This is a genomic window from Pseudomonas sp. CCNWLW23 (assembly GCF_037095675.1).
Classification (GTDB): Bacteria; Pseudomonadota; Gammaproteobacteria; order Pseudomonadales; family Pseudomonadaceae; genus Aquipseudomonas; species Aquipseudomonas atacamensis.
On sequence record NZ_JBAWKM010000021.1, the window covers coordinates 16151 to 33068 of the forward strand.

At 52.3% G+C, this 16918-nt stretch carries 14 protein-coding genes and 1 pseudogene; 7 read left to right on the forward strand and 8 right to left on the reverse strand.

Annotation, left to right across the window (positions count from 1 at the left end; all coding sequences use genetic code 11):
• Positions 1-126 precede the first annotated feature (126 nt).
• Together V8J63_RS22555 and V8J63_RS22560 are read right to left on the reverse strand one after the other, a co-directional pair.
• A complete protein-coding gene (locus tag V8J63_RS22555) occupies positions 127-531 on the reverse strand; it encodes a GNAT family N-acetyltransferase (protein ID WP_336464644.1) in 405 nt (134 codons plus the stop codon).
• Positions 532-569: 38 nt separating this feature from the next.
• Complete coding sequence (locus V8J63_RS22560; protein WP_122611838.1) at positions 570-1490, reverse strand: LysR family transcriptional regulator; 921 nt, start codon at positions 1488-1490, stop codon at positions 570-572.
• Between the two features lie 102 nt (positions 1491-1592).
• On the opposite strand from V8J63_RS22560, the gene V8J63_RS22565 reads away from it, so the two are divergent.
• Positions 1593-2780 (forward strand): aspartate aminotransferase family protein, encoded by a 1188-nt coding sequence (locus tag V8J63_RS22565; RefSeq protein ID WP_042608354.1) that lies wholly within the window; start codon positions 1593-1595, stop codon positions 2778-2780.
• On the opposite strand, the gene V8J63_RS22570 is transcribed toward V8J63_RS22565, so the two are convergent.
• The 5 genes from V8J63_RS22570 to V8J63_RS22590 all read right to left on the reverse strand — a co-directional run bounded on the left by V8J63_RS22570 (position 2774) and on the right by V8J63_RS22590 (position 6702).
• Positions 2774-3028, reverse strand: coding sequence for a Txe/YoeB family addiction module toxin (locus tag V8J63_RS22570; protein WP_073473381.1), 255 nt, complete (start codon positions 3026-3028; stop codon positions 2774-2776). The genes V8J63_RS22565 and V8J63_RS22570 overlap by 7 nt on opposite strands.
• On the reverse strand, positions 3025-3279 hold the full coding sequence (locus tag V8J63_RS22575; RefSeq protein ID WP_042608352.1) for a type II toxin-antitoxin system prevent-host-death family antitoxin: 255 nt from the start codon (positions 3277-3279) through the stop codon (positions 3025-3027). Before V8J63_RS22575 ends, V8J63_RS22570 begins: the two co-directional genes overlap by 4 nt.
• A gap of 231 nt (positions 3280-3510) precedes the next feature.
• Positions 3511-5430 (reverse strand): alkaline phosphatase D family protein, encoded by a 1920-nt coding sequence (locus tag V8J63_RS22580; protein WP_336464645.1) that lies wholly within the window; start codon positions 5428-5430, stop codon positions 3511-3513.
• Positions 5431-5501: 71 nt separating this feature from the next.
• Positions 5502-6236 (reverse strand): hypothetical protein, encoded by a 735-nt coding sequence (locus V8J63_RS22585; protein ID WP_130902237.1) that lies wholly within the window; start codon positions 6234-6236, stop codon positions 5502-5504.
• A 100-nt stretch (positions 6237-6336) separates the two neighbouring features.
• A complete protein-coding gene (locus V8J63_RS22590; RefSeq protein WP_016773311.1) occupies positions 6337-6702 on the reverse strand; it encodes a hypothetical protein in 366 nt (121 codons plus the stop codon).
• Between the two features lie 115 nt (positions 6703-6817).
• Between V8J63_RS22590 and V8J63_RS22595 the strand changes: the two genes are divergently transcribed.
• A complete protein-coding gene (locus V8J63_RS22595) occupies positions 6818-7567 on the forward strand; it encodes a hypothetical protein (RefSeq protein WP_056790170.1) in 750 nt (249 codons plus the stop codon).
• Between the two features lie 35 nt (positions 7568-7602).
• On the opposite strand, the gene V8J63_RS22600 is transcribed toward V8J63_RS22595, so the two are convergent.
• Complete coding sequence (locus V8J63_RS22600; RefSeq protein WP_016773313.1) at positions 7603-7932, reverse strand: hypothetical protein; 330 nt, start codon at positions 7930-7932, stop codon at positions 7603-7605.
• A 221-nt stretch (positions 7933-8153) separates the two neighbouring features.
• Here V8J63_RS22600 and V8J63_RS22605 point away from each other — a divergent pair, with 221 nt between their 5' ends.
• The 5 genes and pseudogenes from V8J63_RS22605 to V8J63_RS22625 all read left to right on the forward strand — a co-directional run bounded on the left by V8J63_RS22605 (position 8154) and on the right by V8J63_RS22625 (position 16600).
• Positions 8154-8372, forward strand: a complete 219-nt coding sequence (locus tag V8J63_RS22605) for a DUF6429 family protein (RefSeq protein ID WP_232245565.1) — start codon at positions 8154-8156, stop codon at positions 8370-8372.
• Between the two features lie 200 nt (positions 8373-8572).
• Positions 8573-8692, forward strand: a pseudogene (locus V8J63_RS22610) (PAAR domain-containing protein); the annotation flags it as partial.
• A 67-nt stretch (positions 8693-8759) separates the two neighbouring features.
• Positions 8760-9116: a DUF7079 family protein gene (locus V8J63_RS22615; protein ID WP_130902238.1), complete on the forward strand. Its 357-nt coding sequence runs from the start codon at positions 8760-8762 to the stop codon at positions 9114-9116.
• 1576 nt (positions 9117-10692) lie between these two features.
• Positions 10693-14697, forward strand: a complete 4005-nt coding sequence (locus tag V8J63_RS22620) for an HTH domain-containing protein (protein WP_236191897.1) — start codon at positions 10693-10695, stop codon at positions 14695-14697.
• A complete protein-coding gene (locus V8J63_RS22625) occupies positions 14687-16600 on the forward strand; it encodes a hypothetical protein (RefSeq protein ID WP_336464646.1) in 1914 nt (637 codons plus the stop codon). Before V8J63_RS22620 ends, V8J63_RS22625 begins: the two co-directional genes overlap by 11 nt.
• Positions 16601-16918 lie beyond the last annotated feature (318 nt).

Below are 16918 nucleotides of genomic sequence, written 5' to 3' on the forward strand. Positions count from 1 at the left end.
TCACTACTTTTTAACTTGAGTTGAGGCGAGAAAGCACGAGGTCTTTTTCAGGCCGACTAATTTAGGGGAGCGGGGCGGCGTTGTCACGGAGCAACGGTCTGGTGGTCGGGATTTTTCCACCGTGCGCTATTTGCGGCGCTGACGTTCCATGGCAATCACGGACTTCTCGAAGCCCAGGCCGGCGAAAAAAGCTTCAGCGCCTTCGCGTCCAGCGCGCAGCACCCAGGTGATGTCCGGGTTGTCACCCATGACGTACTCCACCAGTGCCCGCCCGATTCCTTTGCGCCGATGCTGGTCATCGACCACCACCATAGACAGATAGCCGTTGGAGACCTCATCGGTAATTGCTCGAGCGAAACCGACAATTTGCTCGCCTAAGAGCGCAACAGCTGTGCGCTGCGAATTGTGAATCAAGCGGGCAAAAGATTCGGCATCGCCAATGCGATGGCCCCAGCCATGCTGGCCAAGAAACAGCCTCGCCGATTCTGTTTCGCCGGGATGCAAGTCGCGCACGGTAAGGCTGTCGTTCATGGGATATTCAAGTCCTTATCAATTTCCATCGTGATCGATTACGGCCGGCCGACGTCAGGTTTCCCCCAAGTACGCATCGCAAACTCAACAAACCGTCTCAGCTTCGGCAATCGATAGCGATCCTGCGCATACAACAGATGCATCGGCCTGCTTGGCGGTTGGTAGTCCGTCATTACCCTGACCAGTTTGCCGTCGCGCAGATCCTGTTCCACCAGCGCGTCGGGCAGCATCATGATGCCCATGCCGTTGCGCGCTGCCTGGTGCAAACCGGCGGAGCTGTTGATCAGCATCGGTCCGCTGACGTCGACGAGGACTTCGCCTTCCGGACCGCTCAGACGCCAGCGTTTTTCCACCGATTGCCAGTCATCCCCAGCCGGGTAGGCGAAGGACAGGCAATCGTGTTGCTGCAAATCCTGTGGCGTATGCGGCATGCCGCGCCGCGCGATGTAATCAGGGGAAGCGCAGACGGTCAGGGTGTAGTCGATCAAGGGCCGGGCGATCAGGTTGGATTGGTCGAAATTGCCCAGGCGGAATGCGACATCGAGGCCGTTCTCCAGCAGATCCGGACGGCTGTTGGTCAGCACCACGTCGAGCTTCACTTGCGGATAGAGCAAGGAGTATTCGCTGAGAGCCGGGGTCAGTCGTTCGACGCCGAAGGTCAGCGGCGCGGTGATACGCAGCAAGCCGCGCGGCTCGTCCGACGCTTGTTCAGCAAGGCGTTCGGAGTCGGCCACCAGGCCGAGCACTTCCAGGCAGCGCTGATAATAGACGCTGCCGAATTCGGTCAGGCGCTGGCGGCGCGTAGTGCGTTGCAGCAGTTGCACGCCGAGCCGTTGCTCCAGCGCGCGCAGATGATTGCCCACCATCGTCGTCGACATTTCACACTTCGCAGCGGCGGCCGTCATGCTCCCGGTTTCGACCACTTTGACGTAGACGCCCATCGACTGAAACAAATCCATTATCAAGCCCGGCTTTTAAATGATTGAAGTTTTTCCGAGTTTATCCAGCTCAGGTGGCTAACCATACTGCAAAAACACCGACCTGCAATGGAGTTTCACGTCATGACCGCCGCCCTGATGAACACCTACCAACCACTGGCCCTGAGTTTCACCAAGGGCCTGGGCACGCGTCTGTGGGATCAGGCGGGGCGCGAATATCTGGATGCCGTTGCCGGTGTGGCAGTGACCAATGTCGGCCACTCGCATCCGCGCATTGTCTCGGCGATCAGCGAGCAGGCGGGATTGCTGTTGCATACTTCCAACCTGTACAGCATCGACTGGCAACAGCAACTGGCCAAACGGCTGACGGCGTTGTCGGGGATGGAGCGCGCGTTCTTCAACAACTCCGGCGCCGAAGCGAACGAGACGGCACTGAAACTGGCGCGTCTGTACGGCTGGCGCAAAGGCATCGAGCAGCCGCTGGTGGTGGTCATGGCCAACGCGTTTCATGGCCGCACCCTTGGCACGCTGTCTGCCAGCGATGGCCCGGCAGTGCGCCTGGGATTCAACGAACTGCCGGGGGATTTCGTCAAAGTGCCGTTCGGCGATCTCGCCGCGCTGGAGCAAATACAGCGCAAACACGGCGCGCGCATCGTGGCGATTCTGGTCGAACCGATCCAGGGCGAAAGCGGCGTACAAGTCGCACCGCCGGGTTATCTCAAGGCCCTGCGCGACCTGTGCAATCGCCACGCGTGGCTGCTGATGCTCGATGAAATCCAGACCGGCATCGGCCGCACCGGGCAGTGGTTCGCCTTTCAGCACGAAGGCATCGTGCCCGATGTCATGACCCTGGCCAAAGGCCTCGGCAATGGCGTGCCGATCGGCGCCTGCCTGGCCCGTGGCCGCGCGGCCGACCTGTTCACCCCGGGCAGCCACGGCAGCACTTTCGGCGGCAATCCGCTGGCCTGTCGGGTTGGCTGCACGGTGCTGGACATCATCGAAGAGCAAGGCCTGCTGGAGAATGCGCGGGTGCAGGGCGCACGGCTGCTGGAACGCTTGCGCGCCGAATTGGCAGACAACCCGAACGTGCTGGCAATCCGGGGGCAGGGACTGATGATCGGCATCGAGCTGAAACAACCGGTGCGCGACCTGACGCTGATCGCCGCACGGGATCACGGCTTGTTGATCAACGTGACTCGTGGCAAGACCATCAGGTTGCTGCCGCCGCTGACGATTGATGAGCGCGAGGTGGGGATGATTGTCAGAGGGGTTGGGCGCGCTCTGATGACTGATTCAGCTCAGGTTCAATAGTGATACCGGCAACTGATGACGCAGATTTCGCCGTCCTCAACCCTGTACACCAGACGATGTTCGGCCGTTATTCGGCGTGACCAGAGGCCGCTCATATTATGTTTGAGCGCCTCTGGTTTACCGACACCCTCAAACGGTTCGCGCTTGATTGCTTTGATCAGAAGATTGATACGCTTGAGCCCAGCCTTGTCGTTTTGCTGAAACCACAAATAGTCTTCCCAGCCTGTGGGCGTGAACTCGATTTTCATTCTTCGATCAATTGCCTGACTTTGGCTTTGCCGGCGCGCAACTCACCGATGGATTTCATCAGCCTTTCGGCGTTGGCAGGGGAGCGAAGCAAGTAGGCTGTTTCTTCCAACGCGTTGTATTCGGCCAAAGACATCATCACTACGGGTTCACCTTTCTGCCGAGTGACCAATAGCGGCGCACGATCTTCATTGACACGGTCCATCGTCTCGGCCAAATGCGCACGGGCGGTGGTGTAGTTGATGGTTTGCATATTGAAGTCCTCGCTGGATGCAGAGAACGTACAGAAATGAGTACAGGATGACAAGTCGACACCTACCAGTGGTTGTGTCGCAGCAGGGCTGACTGCGACTTCAATCAGTATCGCTCAGTAATATTCGAGACGTTTCTGAGAGGGTTGTAATCCTCTTCCCTCCTGTTCAGTGTCGCGGAGCCCTTTTCTCGTCATCCCATGACCTAGCCGATGTAGGAATTGATTACTGCTTCAATCCGGCACATCTTTAGACTCAGGCGCCAGCATCCTCGTCTTCATCGCCCCATTCGAGTTGTGCTGAACAATCTCGCTCGGCTGCCCCTGTTCATTGAAAAACACCTGTCCGATCCCCGCCGAATTCCACAGCCGTTCCCCGGCCTCGGCATGTTCCGGCGTATACGGGACGATGCGCATCAAGCGGCGTTTGGTGAACCAGTTCAACGGTGAGCGCGGTGAGTAGAGCCAGCGGTTGAGGCGGTCGAACCATTCCAGCAGGGTCGGTGGGAATTCGTTCTTGATGCCGCTGCTGGTGATCTGCCAGATCCGTGGGCCGGCCTTGCGGTGGCGGATCAGGACTTCGTAGACGAAGGAATAATGCACATCGCCGGACAGCACCACGTAGTTCCCCGGTGTGCGCGAGTGTCGGAAAATGTTCAGGATCACCTGTGCCGCGCCGCGATGGGCCATCCAGTTTTCCGCGTCGACCAGCAGCGGATAACCGCACCAGCTGAACACTTTCTGCACGGTTTCAATCAGCTTCACGCCGAAGATCGGTGCCGGCGACACGATGATTGCCGACGGGTGATCGAGCAGTTCCTGTTGCAGTTCGCTCAAGGCTTCCCAGTCGAGCAGGCCCGATGGTTGCTTGAGCGCCATCTCGCTGCGCCAGCGCCGGGTGCGCGTGTCGATCACCACCAGTGCCGGAGTGCTCGGCAGCACGAAATGCCACTGCTGAAAACGCAGCAACTGATCAATCAGATCGTCCTGCACCGGCATGTCCAGATAGCCGTCGTCGCCACTGGCGCTCAGTTGCGCGGTCTGCTCCAGCATTCCTTTGAAAGCGTCCGGATTGTTGCCCCAGCCCTGACACAACAGATAAGCAATCAGCGCGTTGCCGATGATGCGCTTGGAGAACGGATGGCCGTAGGCCGTTTCCTCCCACTGCGCAGAAAGATTCCAGTCGTCGGTGATGTCGTGATCATCGAAAATCATCAGGCTCGGCAGATGCGCCAGCGCCCGCGCGACATTGCCCAGGCCCGCCTTGAAAGCATCGATGCGCGTCTGCTCGAGGTTGTAGCGCTTGCGGCGTTCAGGCGTCAGCGTCGGCGCGCTCGGATTGATCAACGACCACGGCGTCGGCGACCACACCAGCATATACATGGCCATGACTTCGGCGAACGTCACCAAGTGATTGTCGGCACTGCTGCTGGTGAAAATCGGCTTACGCGCGCCACCGAAAAATCGCTCGCGCAAGGTCTCGTTGCTCTCTAGCGCCGGTAACAAATCCGCACGGTGGTAGTAGCTTGCCGGGTGTTGATAGAGCTTGGCGCTGTCGCTGACCACGGCACCGTCGAGGTGCTCATCGAACAGACCGAGACGCTCGATCAAGGCATGAATCGCCCGCAGCATCGGCCCGGCGACGTCGTCGGCATAGACCTGATCACCGCTCATCATCAGCAACGCCGGACGTCGTTGCGCATCGGTTTCGTCGGCCAGCAATTGATCGACGCAGAGCAAGCCATCGGTTGCCGGATGATGCGGCTTGCGGCAGGAGCCGTGGAGCAATTGCTCGATCCGCGAACGCACGACGAGGTTCGCGCAGGTAGCGCCGGGGTAAAGCAGATGAGGCGCCCACTCAGCCATACCGATGGCGTCATCGATCAGCAGGTCGTAAGCGATAAACGTGTCGCAGGGCAGGGCGCTTTCAAGTTGAACGTCGATCAGATGCACGAACGCATGACGGCCTACGGCAATGACCGTGCATTTCTCTGAGTCGAGCGGAATATCTCCTACACCCTGCAGGCGCAAGGTCAGCGTCAGTTCACGCGAGCCCACCAGCCACAGCACCACGCGCGTCGGCTCCAGCCGCCGCAGCAGCGGGCCGGCCAGGACAGGAGGCAGCGAGATCAGGTCATCAGGTGTTGAAAACATTGAGGGCAAGGTTCAAGGCGCACGGGCCGGCGATGATAGCGCAGCCGGCGCCTTGATCCCTTAAATGAGTCTTAAGAGTCGGCTTTTTGCAGTTTCAGCGCCAGCAAACGCCACTCCCCAGCCGTCGCATCAACCCGTGGCAATTCCTGCACGGAGCAATCGAAACGGTAGGTGACATCGTCGCCATTCATGTTGCGCGCAGTGACGCTGTTGCTGAAGCTGTAGACCTGATCCTTGTAGCGATGACTGACCAGCGCTTTGCTGTCAGCAAAACGCGCCGAAGCGGGATAACGCAGGGCGCTGGTGACAAACGGGCTGCACATGACATACGCGATCATCGACTTGTCGGCCTGTGCGTCGCCGCGCAACTTCTTGTTCAGCGCGGCCAGGGCCATGCGACCCTCGTAGTCGCTCTGATTCAGCACCGTTTGTACCGCCATTGATTTCGGCGCTCGGCTGACGTTATTCGGCAACAGTGCGGAGTCCGGGGGGGAAGGCTTGTCGTCCGCCTCAATGGCAGCAAAAACCGGCGCATCTTTCAGCTCGGTGACGGGCGTGACTGCCTCGGCTTCAGGCAACACAGAGGTCGACTCGACGACTGGCGTGTTTTGCGCCTGCGCCTCGTGATCGAACGACGAAGGAAACAGCGAAAAGGTGATCGACAACATCACCAGCCCGACAATGAACCCACCCGCCGCGCCAACGATGTTGCCGTAGAAAATATTCCAGCTGCCGCGGTTCTTCACCACCCAGCGCCACATGAAACCCCAAACAGCGACGAACGCCAGAAAACGCAAAAACTCCATTTGATCCTTTCCTTACCTTTCAACAATCCAAGCGCGGCGCGAGACGATCAGCAAGCCCCGACGATGCGCGGCAAGATAGCAAAATAGACGCGCCGTCCGGCTACGGTTGCGGAAAATAATTCGCCGCCAGAAAAATCAACGTGACCATGCCTGCGGCAACGCCACAGGCGCCCGCGAGCAGTTGACGTGCAACCGGATGCGCCGGCTGTCGACGCTTGGCGATCCACAACCACACACCCGCCAGAACGCCCGCGCTGGTCATGAACACCACCAGGCTGTTATGCAGTCCCGGCGCTGCCATGGTGGTGCCGAACAGCCCGTCATAAAGCAGCGTAAAGACAATGCCCGCGACCACAGCGCTGCCCGCTCCGGCAAGGTTTGCCAACAACAGATTCCAGTGCCCGCGCTGTCGCACCACCCAGAACCACATTGCCGCCATGACCACTAAACACAACACAGCATCCATCGGATTTCTTTCCTTGCCACGAGACAGAGGCGACAACTTGTTCGCCTGTTGAGAGTGGACGGCACGATAGCAAAATAGTAGCGTCGCGCCATGCCTTCTCTGTAATGGACTACCCATGTTTTCCACAACCCGTTTGCTGCAACTACTCGGCGCTCTCACCCTTGCCGTCTCTATTACCCCAGCCTTCTGCTTCGCAAAAGAACACCCGCAAGCCAGCTGGGATTACTACCTCGCCAATTGCCAGCGGATGCAGGAGACAATCGCCGACGTCCAGAGCGGTCGCGTCTCCGCTGCCTATGCACTAACGTCCGGCCTGCAAGACAGCCTCGCCTCCATGAACGAGCGCCGCCTTAACCTGCTCCCGCAACACCTCGACTCCAGCGAGTACGCCCACTGCGAAAACGTCGCCGCCCACGCCGAGGCAACCCTGGCCCAAGGCAAAGCCGAGTTCGCCGCGCAAATGCAACGCGGTGTGGAGGAGGGCCGTATTGCACACCAGAACTCCCCCGCCTACCAACGCGCCCGTTCCCTCGGCTACAGCGACGTCGGCGATATCTCCTTCCTGAAACTGCACGAAGACACCGACGGCGAAGCCCGCCTGAAAACCATGCTCATCACCGTCGACGAAATCTGCGGCCAATACTTCCGCGCCACGCAATACGTGAAGCCCTATGTGATCTACACCGTGCGACCGTCGGATGGCGGCTGTGGCGAAGTGAAGCGTGTTGCGATAGTTGGCGGAGGGCAACCAGAGAAGGGGGACTACATTGATCCCAACGGCGAATTTCAGTACATGGGCTGGAAAAAGCTGGTGGGCGCTGACGGCTTCCCAACAGATATTCGGGTGCTTAAAGCACGTCGCTGATCAGGAGAGATACCGGCATGGCTGTAGCGCGGCATTCAAAGAATGTCGCGCAGATACCCCTTCAGCGCGAGCAGCGGCTGACCCAGCTGCTCCACCGACCGCGCCTGAGCCAACTCCGCCGACAACTTGCGCAACTCCCGCCCCAACGGCTTCTCGACCCCGCCCAAAGCATCCAGCGCCAGGTTAAGGCATTCGTTCATCTTGAACTGAATGGCCTCGACATCGCCGCGCTTCACCAGTAACTCGAAAACATCTTTCTGATAATCGCCCATGACCATGTCATCGCGCAGGATCGGGCTCAGGCCCTCTTCTTCGTAGGCAAGTTTGAGGGAGAAGAGGGCGACGGTTTCCAGTGAGGTTTCCATGGGGATGTCTGTCAGTGAAGTGGAAGGCTTGAAACCAATGCGCAAAACGCCAGAGGAGGTTTGCCGTGCGGGCGTGATTATACGGGCGGGGATCGCAGTCGAGGCAACCAGCAATCGGGCATCTAAAACCTACAAGCTCGCGCAGCATTGACATCCACTTTGATACGACGCTTTGATTACAAACACTGAACATCAGCGGAGCGACCATCATGGAATACGACATGAAACTGATCGACGACGCCGTCCTTGCTCTCCTGGCTGCCTATAGCTCCGACGACGGCAATGCGTGGAAGGGCTATGACTTCGAAATCATGAACCGCTTGCACGAGCAGGGTTTGATCAGTAATCCGGTGAACCGGAACAAATCGATATGGTTGACGGAGGAAGGGTTGGAGCGGGGGCGGGAGATTGCTGAGCGGATGTTTGCAGTCAAGGAGTAGGGAGGAGCCGCGTCCCATTCTGAAACGTGAGTTGATGGTAAGGTAGAAAACGCCAGCGAAGTACCAACCGCGTTAACCGGAGAAACAGGTAGCGCGGTCTGGTGAACAAGCACTTTTTTGAATGATCGGATGCGGCCGTCCAGGCTGAATTTCGTGATAGGTTTACCTCTCGAAAAGGATTTTTTTGACAGGAGTCATCCATGGCTAACCCAGCCGCTCGTAAAAGCGATCCCTCCAGCTGTCCTGTTCCAGGGCACGGAACGAACCCCATCGCGACAGGTTCGCCTGACGTTTTCTTCGATGGTTTGCCCGCAGCTCGCCTGCCGGTGGTATTGCAGGCGAAGCGGTAGCGAGTTCATTGGATGAAGAGTTAGAGGAGCTCACACATTGGGACATCTTCTGACCGAGCCACAACTGACAAAAGTTAGAGCCGCTCTTTCCGAGCCATTCAATGATTTTCCCGTGGAATATGATTATTTGGCGAATAAGGTGAGAGGTGTCGACCCTGAAATCCTTTACTCAATTCTTTATTCAGAGGTCGCGCCGGTGTGCTTTACCAATCTCGTTGCACCTGTGCCTCCGATATGGACGGGTTTCGACCCCGACATACTCGGAGAATCGATTGAGGAAAGGCTGGCAGCTAGAGAGCGAAACTGGTTTCGTCGCCAGTTCGATAAAGTGCTGGTTCGTTGGTTGAAGTACAACTACGCGTACATCTGGGAGGAAATCGAAAGTAGGCTTTGAGCTCGAACTAGCCGGGATCAGGCGATTATGACAGGGCGTTTGGCAAAACCTGCGACACGTAACCGATCCGGCCAGTTCCCCAGCGTCAGGACATGGAGTCAGAGCAATTACTGCAGGTTCGATTGAGGTTTTTTGATGGGCTTGTTGCCCTAGACGGTTGGGCATTAGGCTAGCCGGTGGTGCGTTGGCCCCGGCGCCGCAAGAGTGAAAAGCTGGTTGCCCTGATTGTTTTGGAAAAAAGACAAAAACAACCCTCCACTTTCCTCCAGACGAAAAAAAAGGCCTTGCTTTCGCAAGACCTTTTTCTCTGTGTTGGTGCCCGAGGGAGACTCGAACATCCTATACCGTATAGGGCCTTTAGCGAGATTATTTTAATAGGGATACAGGTAGGGATACAAGTTTAAACCTGCTTCGCATATGGGATCTTTACCTGCGGCTTGCAGGTATGCCGTTTGCTTTTCCAGCTTATAGCGCTTCCTAGAGTGATTCTCAAAAAAGTGTGAATAGTAGGGTGCTGAGTGTGTCGTGTGGACTTGATCTCAATCAAGTCAATGCCGATGCCGATGCCGCGACAATCGATGTTTTTAGGGAGGCAGTCGAGAGGCAGTGTGTGGAGCGTCTCAGTTGACGGCATTCGAGTGAATGCTTGAATAAAAAAAACTCGACCTTGTCGGAGGTGGAGAGTTTCAGGTTAGTCTAGCTGGCAAAGCTGCGCGTAACCAAATGGTGCTGTCTAATCCGTGCCAGGTGAGAAATTAGTCGTTTTTTCGCCTGCCTGCGGCAGATGACCTGCTACGATTATGAAAAAAGTAAATCATTGATAGTAACGCCGAAAACGTACCCGAATCCTATCAAAAGGTCACCAGCAGCTAATCAAGATCGGCTGCCGTAAAGCTTGCTTATTAGTTCAGTTTGAGCACTGGAGGATGATCTGGCAGAGTTACTAGAGTTGTCGGATAGCTATGAAGGAGTAACTACACATGTACTTTTCTTTCATGGTTTGGATGGTGATAAAGAGAAGACATGGCTCTCCGGTGGCACTCCGATTGAGCTATGGCCTCGCTGGTTAGGCGAAGATTTAACTAACGTCGGCATTTGGAGTGTAGGCTACGAGTCGTCATCGACTGCTTGGCGCGGTGGAAGTATGCACCTACCTGATCGGGCAGAAAATGTTTTACCTCTAATTCTGTCCGAACGCCGGCTCTTTGACGGTAATCTGGTCCTCATAGGGCATAGTCTCGGAGGGCTCGTAATAAAACAATTGTTGAGAAGTGCCGATAGGGATGAAAGTAACAACCCCAAGGCTAAGTCTTTTTTACATCGTGTTAGGCGGGTGGTGTTTCTGGGAACTCCGCATTTTGGAGCGGGCTTGTCGCAGCTATCGAAGTTGTTGGGCCCTATTTTTAGACGCTCCTCATCAACGCGAGCTCTTGAACGCAACGATCCGAATCTCAGAGATCTAAATAACTGGTATAGAAGATTTTGCGTTGAAAGCAACTTAGAAAACCTAGTTCTAACCGAAACTAGGTCGATAAGTATATTCGGTGTAAGATTGCCCGCGTTTCTAGGCCATATAGTGCTGCCGGATAGCTCTGATCCAGGTGTAAATGCTATACCTGTTCCCATCGATGCAGACCACATCCAAATATCGAAACCTGCCAGCAGGTCATCAGAAATTTATATTCATATTAGCGAGTTTGTCGGTAGGGATTTTGAACGCCAACATAAAAATTCTGAAATCGAAAAGAGTCTGCTGGCCCAGGAAGGTATTCTCGAAATACTGGTTGATAAAGCTGATGGTCATGCCAAAGCAATAGAAGATGTGAATAAAGTCGTAAGTTCTGTAGAGCGGATTTTTTCGAAGCGGGCAGTTGTGAATGGTACGTCTGCCGTCCTCGATGGTGAGGCCGATCAAAGATTCGAGGTTGTTAAGAAGTGTAGGCTGTTTGCAGAGTATAAATCAGAATCGCATTCGAAAAAACTGGTCGAAAGTTTGCAGGCGGGGGAGTTGGTTGACGTCTCCGCCTCGAATAAAGCACGGATCTTAAGCTGGTGTGTCCGCTTTATATCTGTCTCGGATATTCAATATGCACGCTCACTATTAAAGGAAATAGGTTGCGCAGATGCGTCAAGTGAAACGATAGTTGCACAAGCTTTTATTGAAGGGAAGGATGGGGATTTACCGTCCGCTTTAGCACTATTGGATGAACTGGAAACTCAGAGTGCAAGGTCCGCTGCATTTATTCTTGTGCGCAACGCAAGAGGAGCATTTGAGGCATTGAAATGGTTTGATAGCTCAGAGATTGATCTGAGCGAGCTAGACGCCGATGGAAAATTTTTTTTAGTTCAAAGTTTTATTGAAATAGACAGTTGGGATAAGGCTTTAGAAGTTGTGGATGAGCTTTCCGAAGCTGATTACGAGTGCGCTCCTGCTCTCGCATATCTGTCTGCTCTTGTTTACCTAGCACAAGCAGTTCCGATAGAACTCAGAACATTAGTATTTCAAAGCCCCCCTTTTGACGCTCGGACCTTTCCACTGGCGGCAGACCAACAGGCAATAAAATATAGACAGCGGTCAAAAAGTTTTTTTGAAAAACTTGCCCGCTATGCGGATAATTTGAATCTACAATCTATTGCGGAAATCGCAACTGATAGTGTCTTGTGGTTAGCACTTAGAGATGAGGATGAGTTTGAGGCAGCTCGCGTAGAACTTGAGAAAAGTATGAGTGATCGAGATGTGTCTCTGAGGCGAGTTCCCCTCGCTATCCAGTTTGGCATAAATATCGATGTTGTATCCGTTGAGCGCGAAATTGAACGAAGAACGGCTTTAAGTGGGGGGAAGTCATCCGATGCCGCAGTCGCACGGTTTGCATTAGCCCTCAGGCAGAGTAGTCCAAAGGCGGTTGTTCATTATATTGATCGTCATAGGGCGCAACTGGAAGAGCATATAAACTATAAAACAATTGCTTTTCTAGAAATTGAAATGTTGGTCCGATCTGGGAAAAAAAGCGCTGCGGAAGAAAGGCTTGTAAAGTTGACAGAAGTCGGACTGACAGATCTTGAACAGAAAAGAATCGAAAGGATAGTTTTCGAAACGTTAGACTCTGACGTGATCTCGCAGCGAATTGCTATGTATGAGTCGAGTAGTTCTATTACAGACTTGCGTAATCTGGTGTCAGAGCTAGAGGATCAAAGAGACTGGATTAGGTTGGTGCGCTATGCTCGCGAAATATTCTCTCTTACCCGAGATACGAAAGATGCGCAGTGTTATGCGAGAACTCTTTATAACGCTGGAAAGGTGGATGAGGTTTTAGAGTTTTTCACTGAATATCCTTTTTTTCTAAAATTGTCAGAAGAACTGCAAAAAATACGATGTTTGGGACTTTATGAGAAAGGTCTCTTCATTGAAGCTCGTGAAGCGCTTCAGCAGCTTAAAAGCAATTTTAAAAACGACGATCAAAGAGGTCTCACAATTAGTATTGCAATAGCCTCGGGTGATTGGGAGTCACTTCAGGTTACGGTGGAAGAAGAGTGGAGCGCGCGAGAAACCCGCTCAGCTATGGACTTGATCCGTACGGCAAAGCTTGCTCAATTGATAGCTTCACCTCGGCTAAAAGAACTGGTGTTCGAGGCTGCACGAAAGGGCGAGAATGATCCAAAAATACTAATTGCTTGTTATGGGATTTCCACTGAGTGTGGCTGGGAAGATGGAGATTCAGCTTTTGGATGGATGCAGGCTGCGAGTGAGTTATCGAGTACAGAAGGCCCGGTGCTTACAATGTCGCTTCAGGAAATAATGGACAGGCAACCGGGTTGGGAGGAGCAGACTAGACAAGCGTACAAGAAAATGGTTGAAGGAGATTTGCCAATATTTGTAGCTGCTAAGCTCCATAATAAAAATCTCCTGAATTTCTATCTTGCTCCCGCCCTTAACAACTTGCAGCAAATTGATGCAAGGAAACGAACCGTAATATATTCATTTTCGGGCTTCAGACCCTTAGTGAAAGCGAGTCCTGATCGGATCGCTTTAGATGTAACCGCTCTGTTGACTCTTGAGTTAGTTGGAGTGCTGGATTTAGTCTTTCACTCTTTCAGTTGTATTGTGATAGTTCATGGGACACTAAAATGGCTATTCGATGAAAAAAATAGCTTGTCGTTTCATCAGCCAAGTAAAGTCCGAGAGGCACACGAACTTAGACAGTTGATGGCTGCTGGTTCCCTTAGACCTTTTGAAACTACGATGAAAGCTGCTGTTGCAATCTCATCTGAAGTTGGAGAGGGTTTAGCGACTATGTTAGCTGCTGCAATTGCACCGACAGAGAATGGAACTCCACAACGTGTAGTGATCCATCCCGGCCCTGTACATCGGATCGGCAGTCTTTTGCTGGAAGTCGCAGACCTATCGACTTACTCTGCTTGCATATGTAACTGCCAAGCGGTTATCGACAAATTAGTAGAGCGTGGAGTGTTAACATCTATAGAGGCTCAAGTTTCAAAAGAGTTTCTCTCTTCACGAGAGCAGTTATGGCCTCAGGCGCCTCAGATAGATGATGCTGCGCATTTGTATCTGGATGATCTTGCAGTTTCCTACTTTCAACACCTGAAATTGCTGCCGAAACTCTCCAGGTCCGGCTTGACCGTTTTCGTTTCGTCGCGTGAGGTTTCAGAATCTGACGAACTTATTAGCTATGAAAAGCAGTCGTTGGCCTCGAGTGCCGTGCTTGAAAATCTCAGATTAAGACTTAGGGATGGAATTTCCTCTGGGAAGATACAGGTTGGCCCGCTTACTCGTGGATCTGAAGACGAAAGTGATAACTCCATGCGTGATCATCCTTGTCTGGATGCACTGAAGTTGACGAGCCTCGCAGATGCGATCGTATCTGATGATAGATATATTAATAAATTCCTTGTATTTGGGGAGGGGGACGACTCACGTCAGGTTTTAACGACAGTCGATATACTGCACATTCTTTCACTGCGAGCGTTGCTGACAGATGTTCAAGTTTCGGAGCTGAAGACTCAGATGCGCAGGATGGGAATGTCACTAGTTTCAGTAGATTCATTCGAACTTCATCATCATTTACTCCAATCAAAAATAGTCGACGGCAGAATAGTAGAGAATGCAGGCTTAATAGCTATCAGGGAAGCGGTGCACAGGATTGCAATGTCGGATTCTTTACAGCTGCCAAAAGAATTTCCGTGGTTATTCGCTATCTTCCAAGAAAGTTATGCTGTGATGAAGTCACTCTGGTTTGAGGGTTGTGATTTGAATGTATCCATACCTCGCTCAAATTGGCTTTTTGGGTTATTAGATATAAGGAAGTGGGCTCATCGTTTTTCGGCTGCGGGCCTGGATGTAGATGCTCAATTTGAAGCGCAGCTAATGGCTCTTATGGTTCTCCCAAATCAAGAGTCTCCTACCGTTCGTAAAAATTACTCCGATTGGATGGAGAAAATTATACTGGGACGGCTAAGAGAGGAAGGTTCTCCGATTTTTAGCAGTTTATTAGAGCAGGCGACTAAGGTCATTGAGGATGTACTCAGCAAACATCTTGATAAAGAGGTGGGCGATGAACACTGACAATGCCTCGTTGATGCTTGAAGTGGCGTTGAGCCTGTTTCCCGAGATTATCAGTAATTCCCTTTTAGACGATCCATCGTTTATTCAGCGGTTTGGTGTCGAAACTACCTCTCGTATCACGTTTGGCGATTCTGCGGTTTCATTTGATAGTAAAAATTTGTTTGACGCTGTTTCCATAATTTTGTCGACTCCTGGTTCTAAGTCGACGGCGAAGGACGTGGACGGTGACGAGTGGGAACTTAGTGTTGAATCTGATAGTGGCGGTAAGTTTACTTTGCTAGCTTGTGGCGAAAGAAGGGCTAAGCTCCCTTACTTTTGGCCACTGTCACCTTGCGCTGATATTCGAGTTTCTCAGTTTGACAAAGAAGCTGAGTTAAATAATTTTAATGGCACAGTGTTTGAGGGTTGGAGAAACAAGCTATCTGCTGCACCTTTAAGCACAAGTAGTATTGATGATCTATGGAAAGATCTTTCATTGACTCCGACGCGATTTGCGGAGTCCTTAGCCGTGAAGTTGCGCAGTGAAGATTGCAGTATTTTGGACCTTGTTCCTCGTGAGATTGAATATTATGAGGCGTTAGTGGGGCCGCTGGGGCAAGTCGATAGTCTTTCTAATTACATTCAAGAGACAAACGTTTTTGTGTCCCAGCTTATGGGTTGGAATCATGTGAAGGGATTGAAATGTGCACTGCTCCTTTCTAGTCATTCACAGCTCATTTCTGATATTGATTTGAGCACGTTCAGTGCAGAGAATTTTTGTTCTGTGTTGGAGTATGTTAGGAGCGAAGGGGATGTCTTTTCAAAGGTTGGGATACTAGAGTTAGGTTTCGAGAAAGTCAAAGAGTGGCCGCAAATACAGACCTGTTTATTGGCGCTAATCTCCGATTTAATTCATGACAGTCCGCTCGAGCAGGGCGGAAGATTTTCGTTCATTTCGTCTCTTGTGGTTTTGGTGATAGGTGAGTTGTCTAGGATTAAAATCTTTAAGGATAAACCCCCCTTTTGGGTGCGTCTGGCCGCTATAGCCCATGCATCCAGTATTGAAAGAGTTTATTTGGCTAGCGGTGGCATGCCAGTGAAATTCAAAACCTGGGTGTATGAAAATAGGGGTTTGGATTTTTTTATGAGATCACTTTTGGATATGAGATTGGAACCACGGTGGCAGCCGGAATTTGTGTCGCCAGCGCAGTTGAAATTTGAAATGTTATGCAGGGTCGCAAATGCGTTGAAAAAAAGTTACGAGCATCTCACGTTACCAGAGTTTTCGGATTTGTTAGAGGTCGATGCTAGAGGGGCCAGTAAACTGCTGAAATTTCCTGAATCCTTTCTCCCAGGTCCTCTTGAAGGCGGACTTGCATCCTCACTTCCCATGCCGGAGGAGGTTTTGGGGAATTTGGAAAACCAGCTGACATCTGACAGCGTCAACGTAGATTCTTTCAATTCATTAGTTAATAGTTCGCTGATTTTTAATATTACAATGGATCATGCACGTCTCGCTGCTAGCGCACTTAGAAAAGTAAAATATCAACTTGAGCAGTCTAAGGGGGGCAGTAATTTCTTCGCGTTGATAAGCGGTTTGGCTACTGTTGCTGCTGTGACTAGAAGTAAAGAGCTGGCCGATGAGGTTAGGGTATTGAGTCGTGTGACAAGAAGACGGGAAGATACAACTCTATCGGGAACGGATGAGCTTAGGATAGCTCTTATTTCTGCCGCATCGATTCAGGACTTTCAGCAGTGGTCCGATTTTTTTGGTGATTGGTTAACAGAGATTGCATATGAAGTAGAGGCAGGCGAGCAATCCGTGCTTTTATTAAATAGTCTGAAAGCCATCGTTGAACTTGAGCCGGATCTTTTAAGTGCGTGTTCTAAAGCTGAATCTTCGCTGGTTCTGAGTGCTCATTGACTTCTGAGGTATTATCGTCAACTAATATTTTGGATGTGCAGTAATAAGACGGACATCCAGCGTTGTACTTCAGCTAGAGAGAATCTGCGAGTCTGATAACCCGTATAGGGGGGGGCCCTTAGGGAGGACCCGTAAAATCTGACCGTACGACTCCTTCGCCTGAGAGGAGTCGGACACATCAGATCGGCGGGTCTGGAGCGATCTGTCGCGTCCGTTCGCGCTGAAGGTTCACGCCGTGAAAAGGGGCGAGGGGCTACTCCATAGGTAGCGAAAACGCGGTGTTCCATGTGTTCCATGTGTTCCAGAAACGCTAGACGC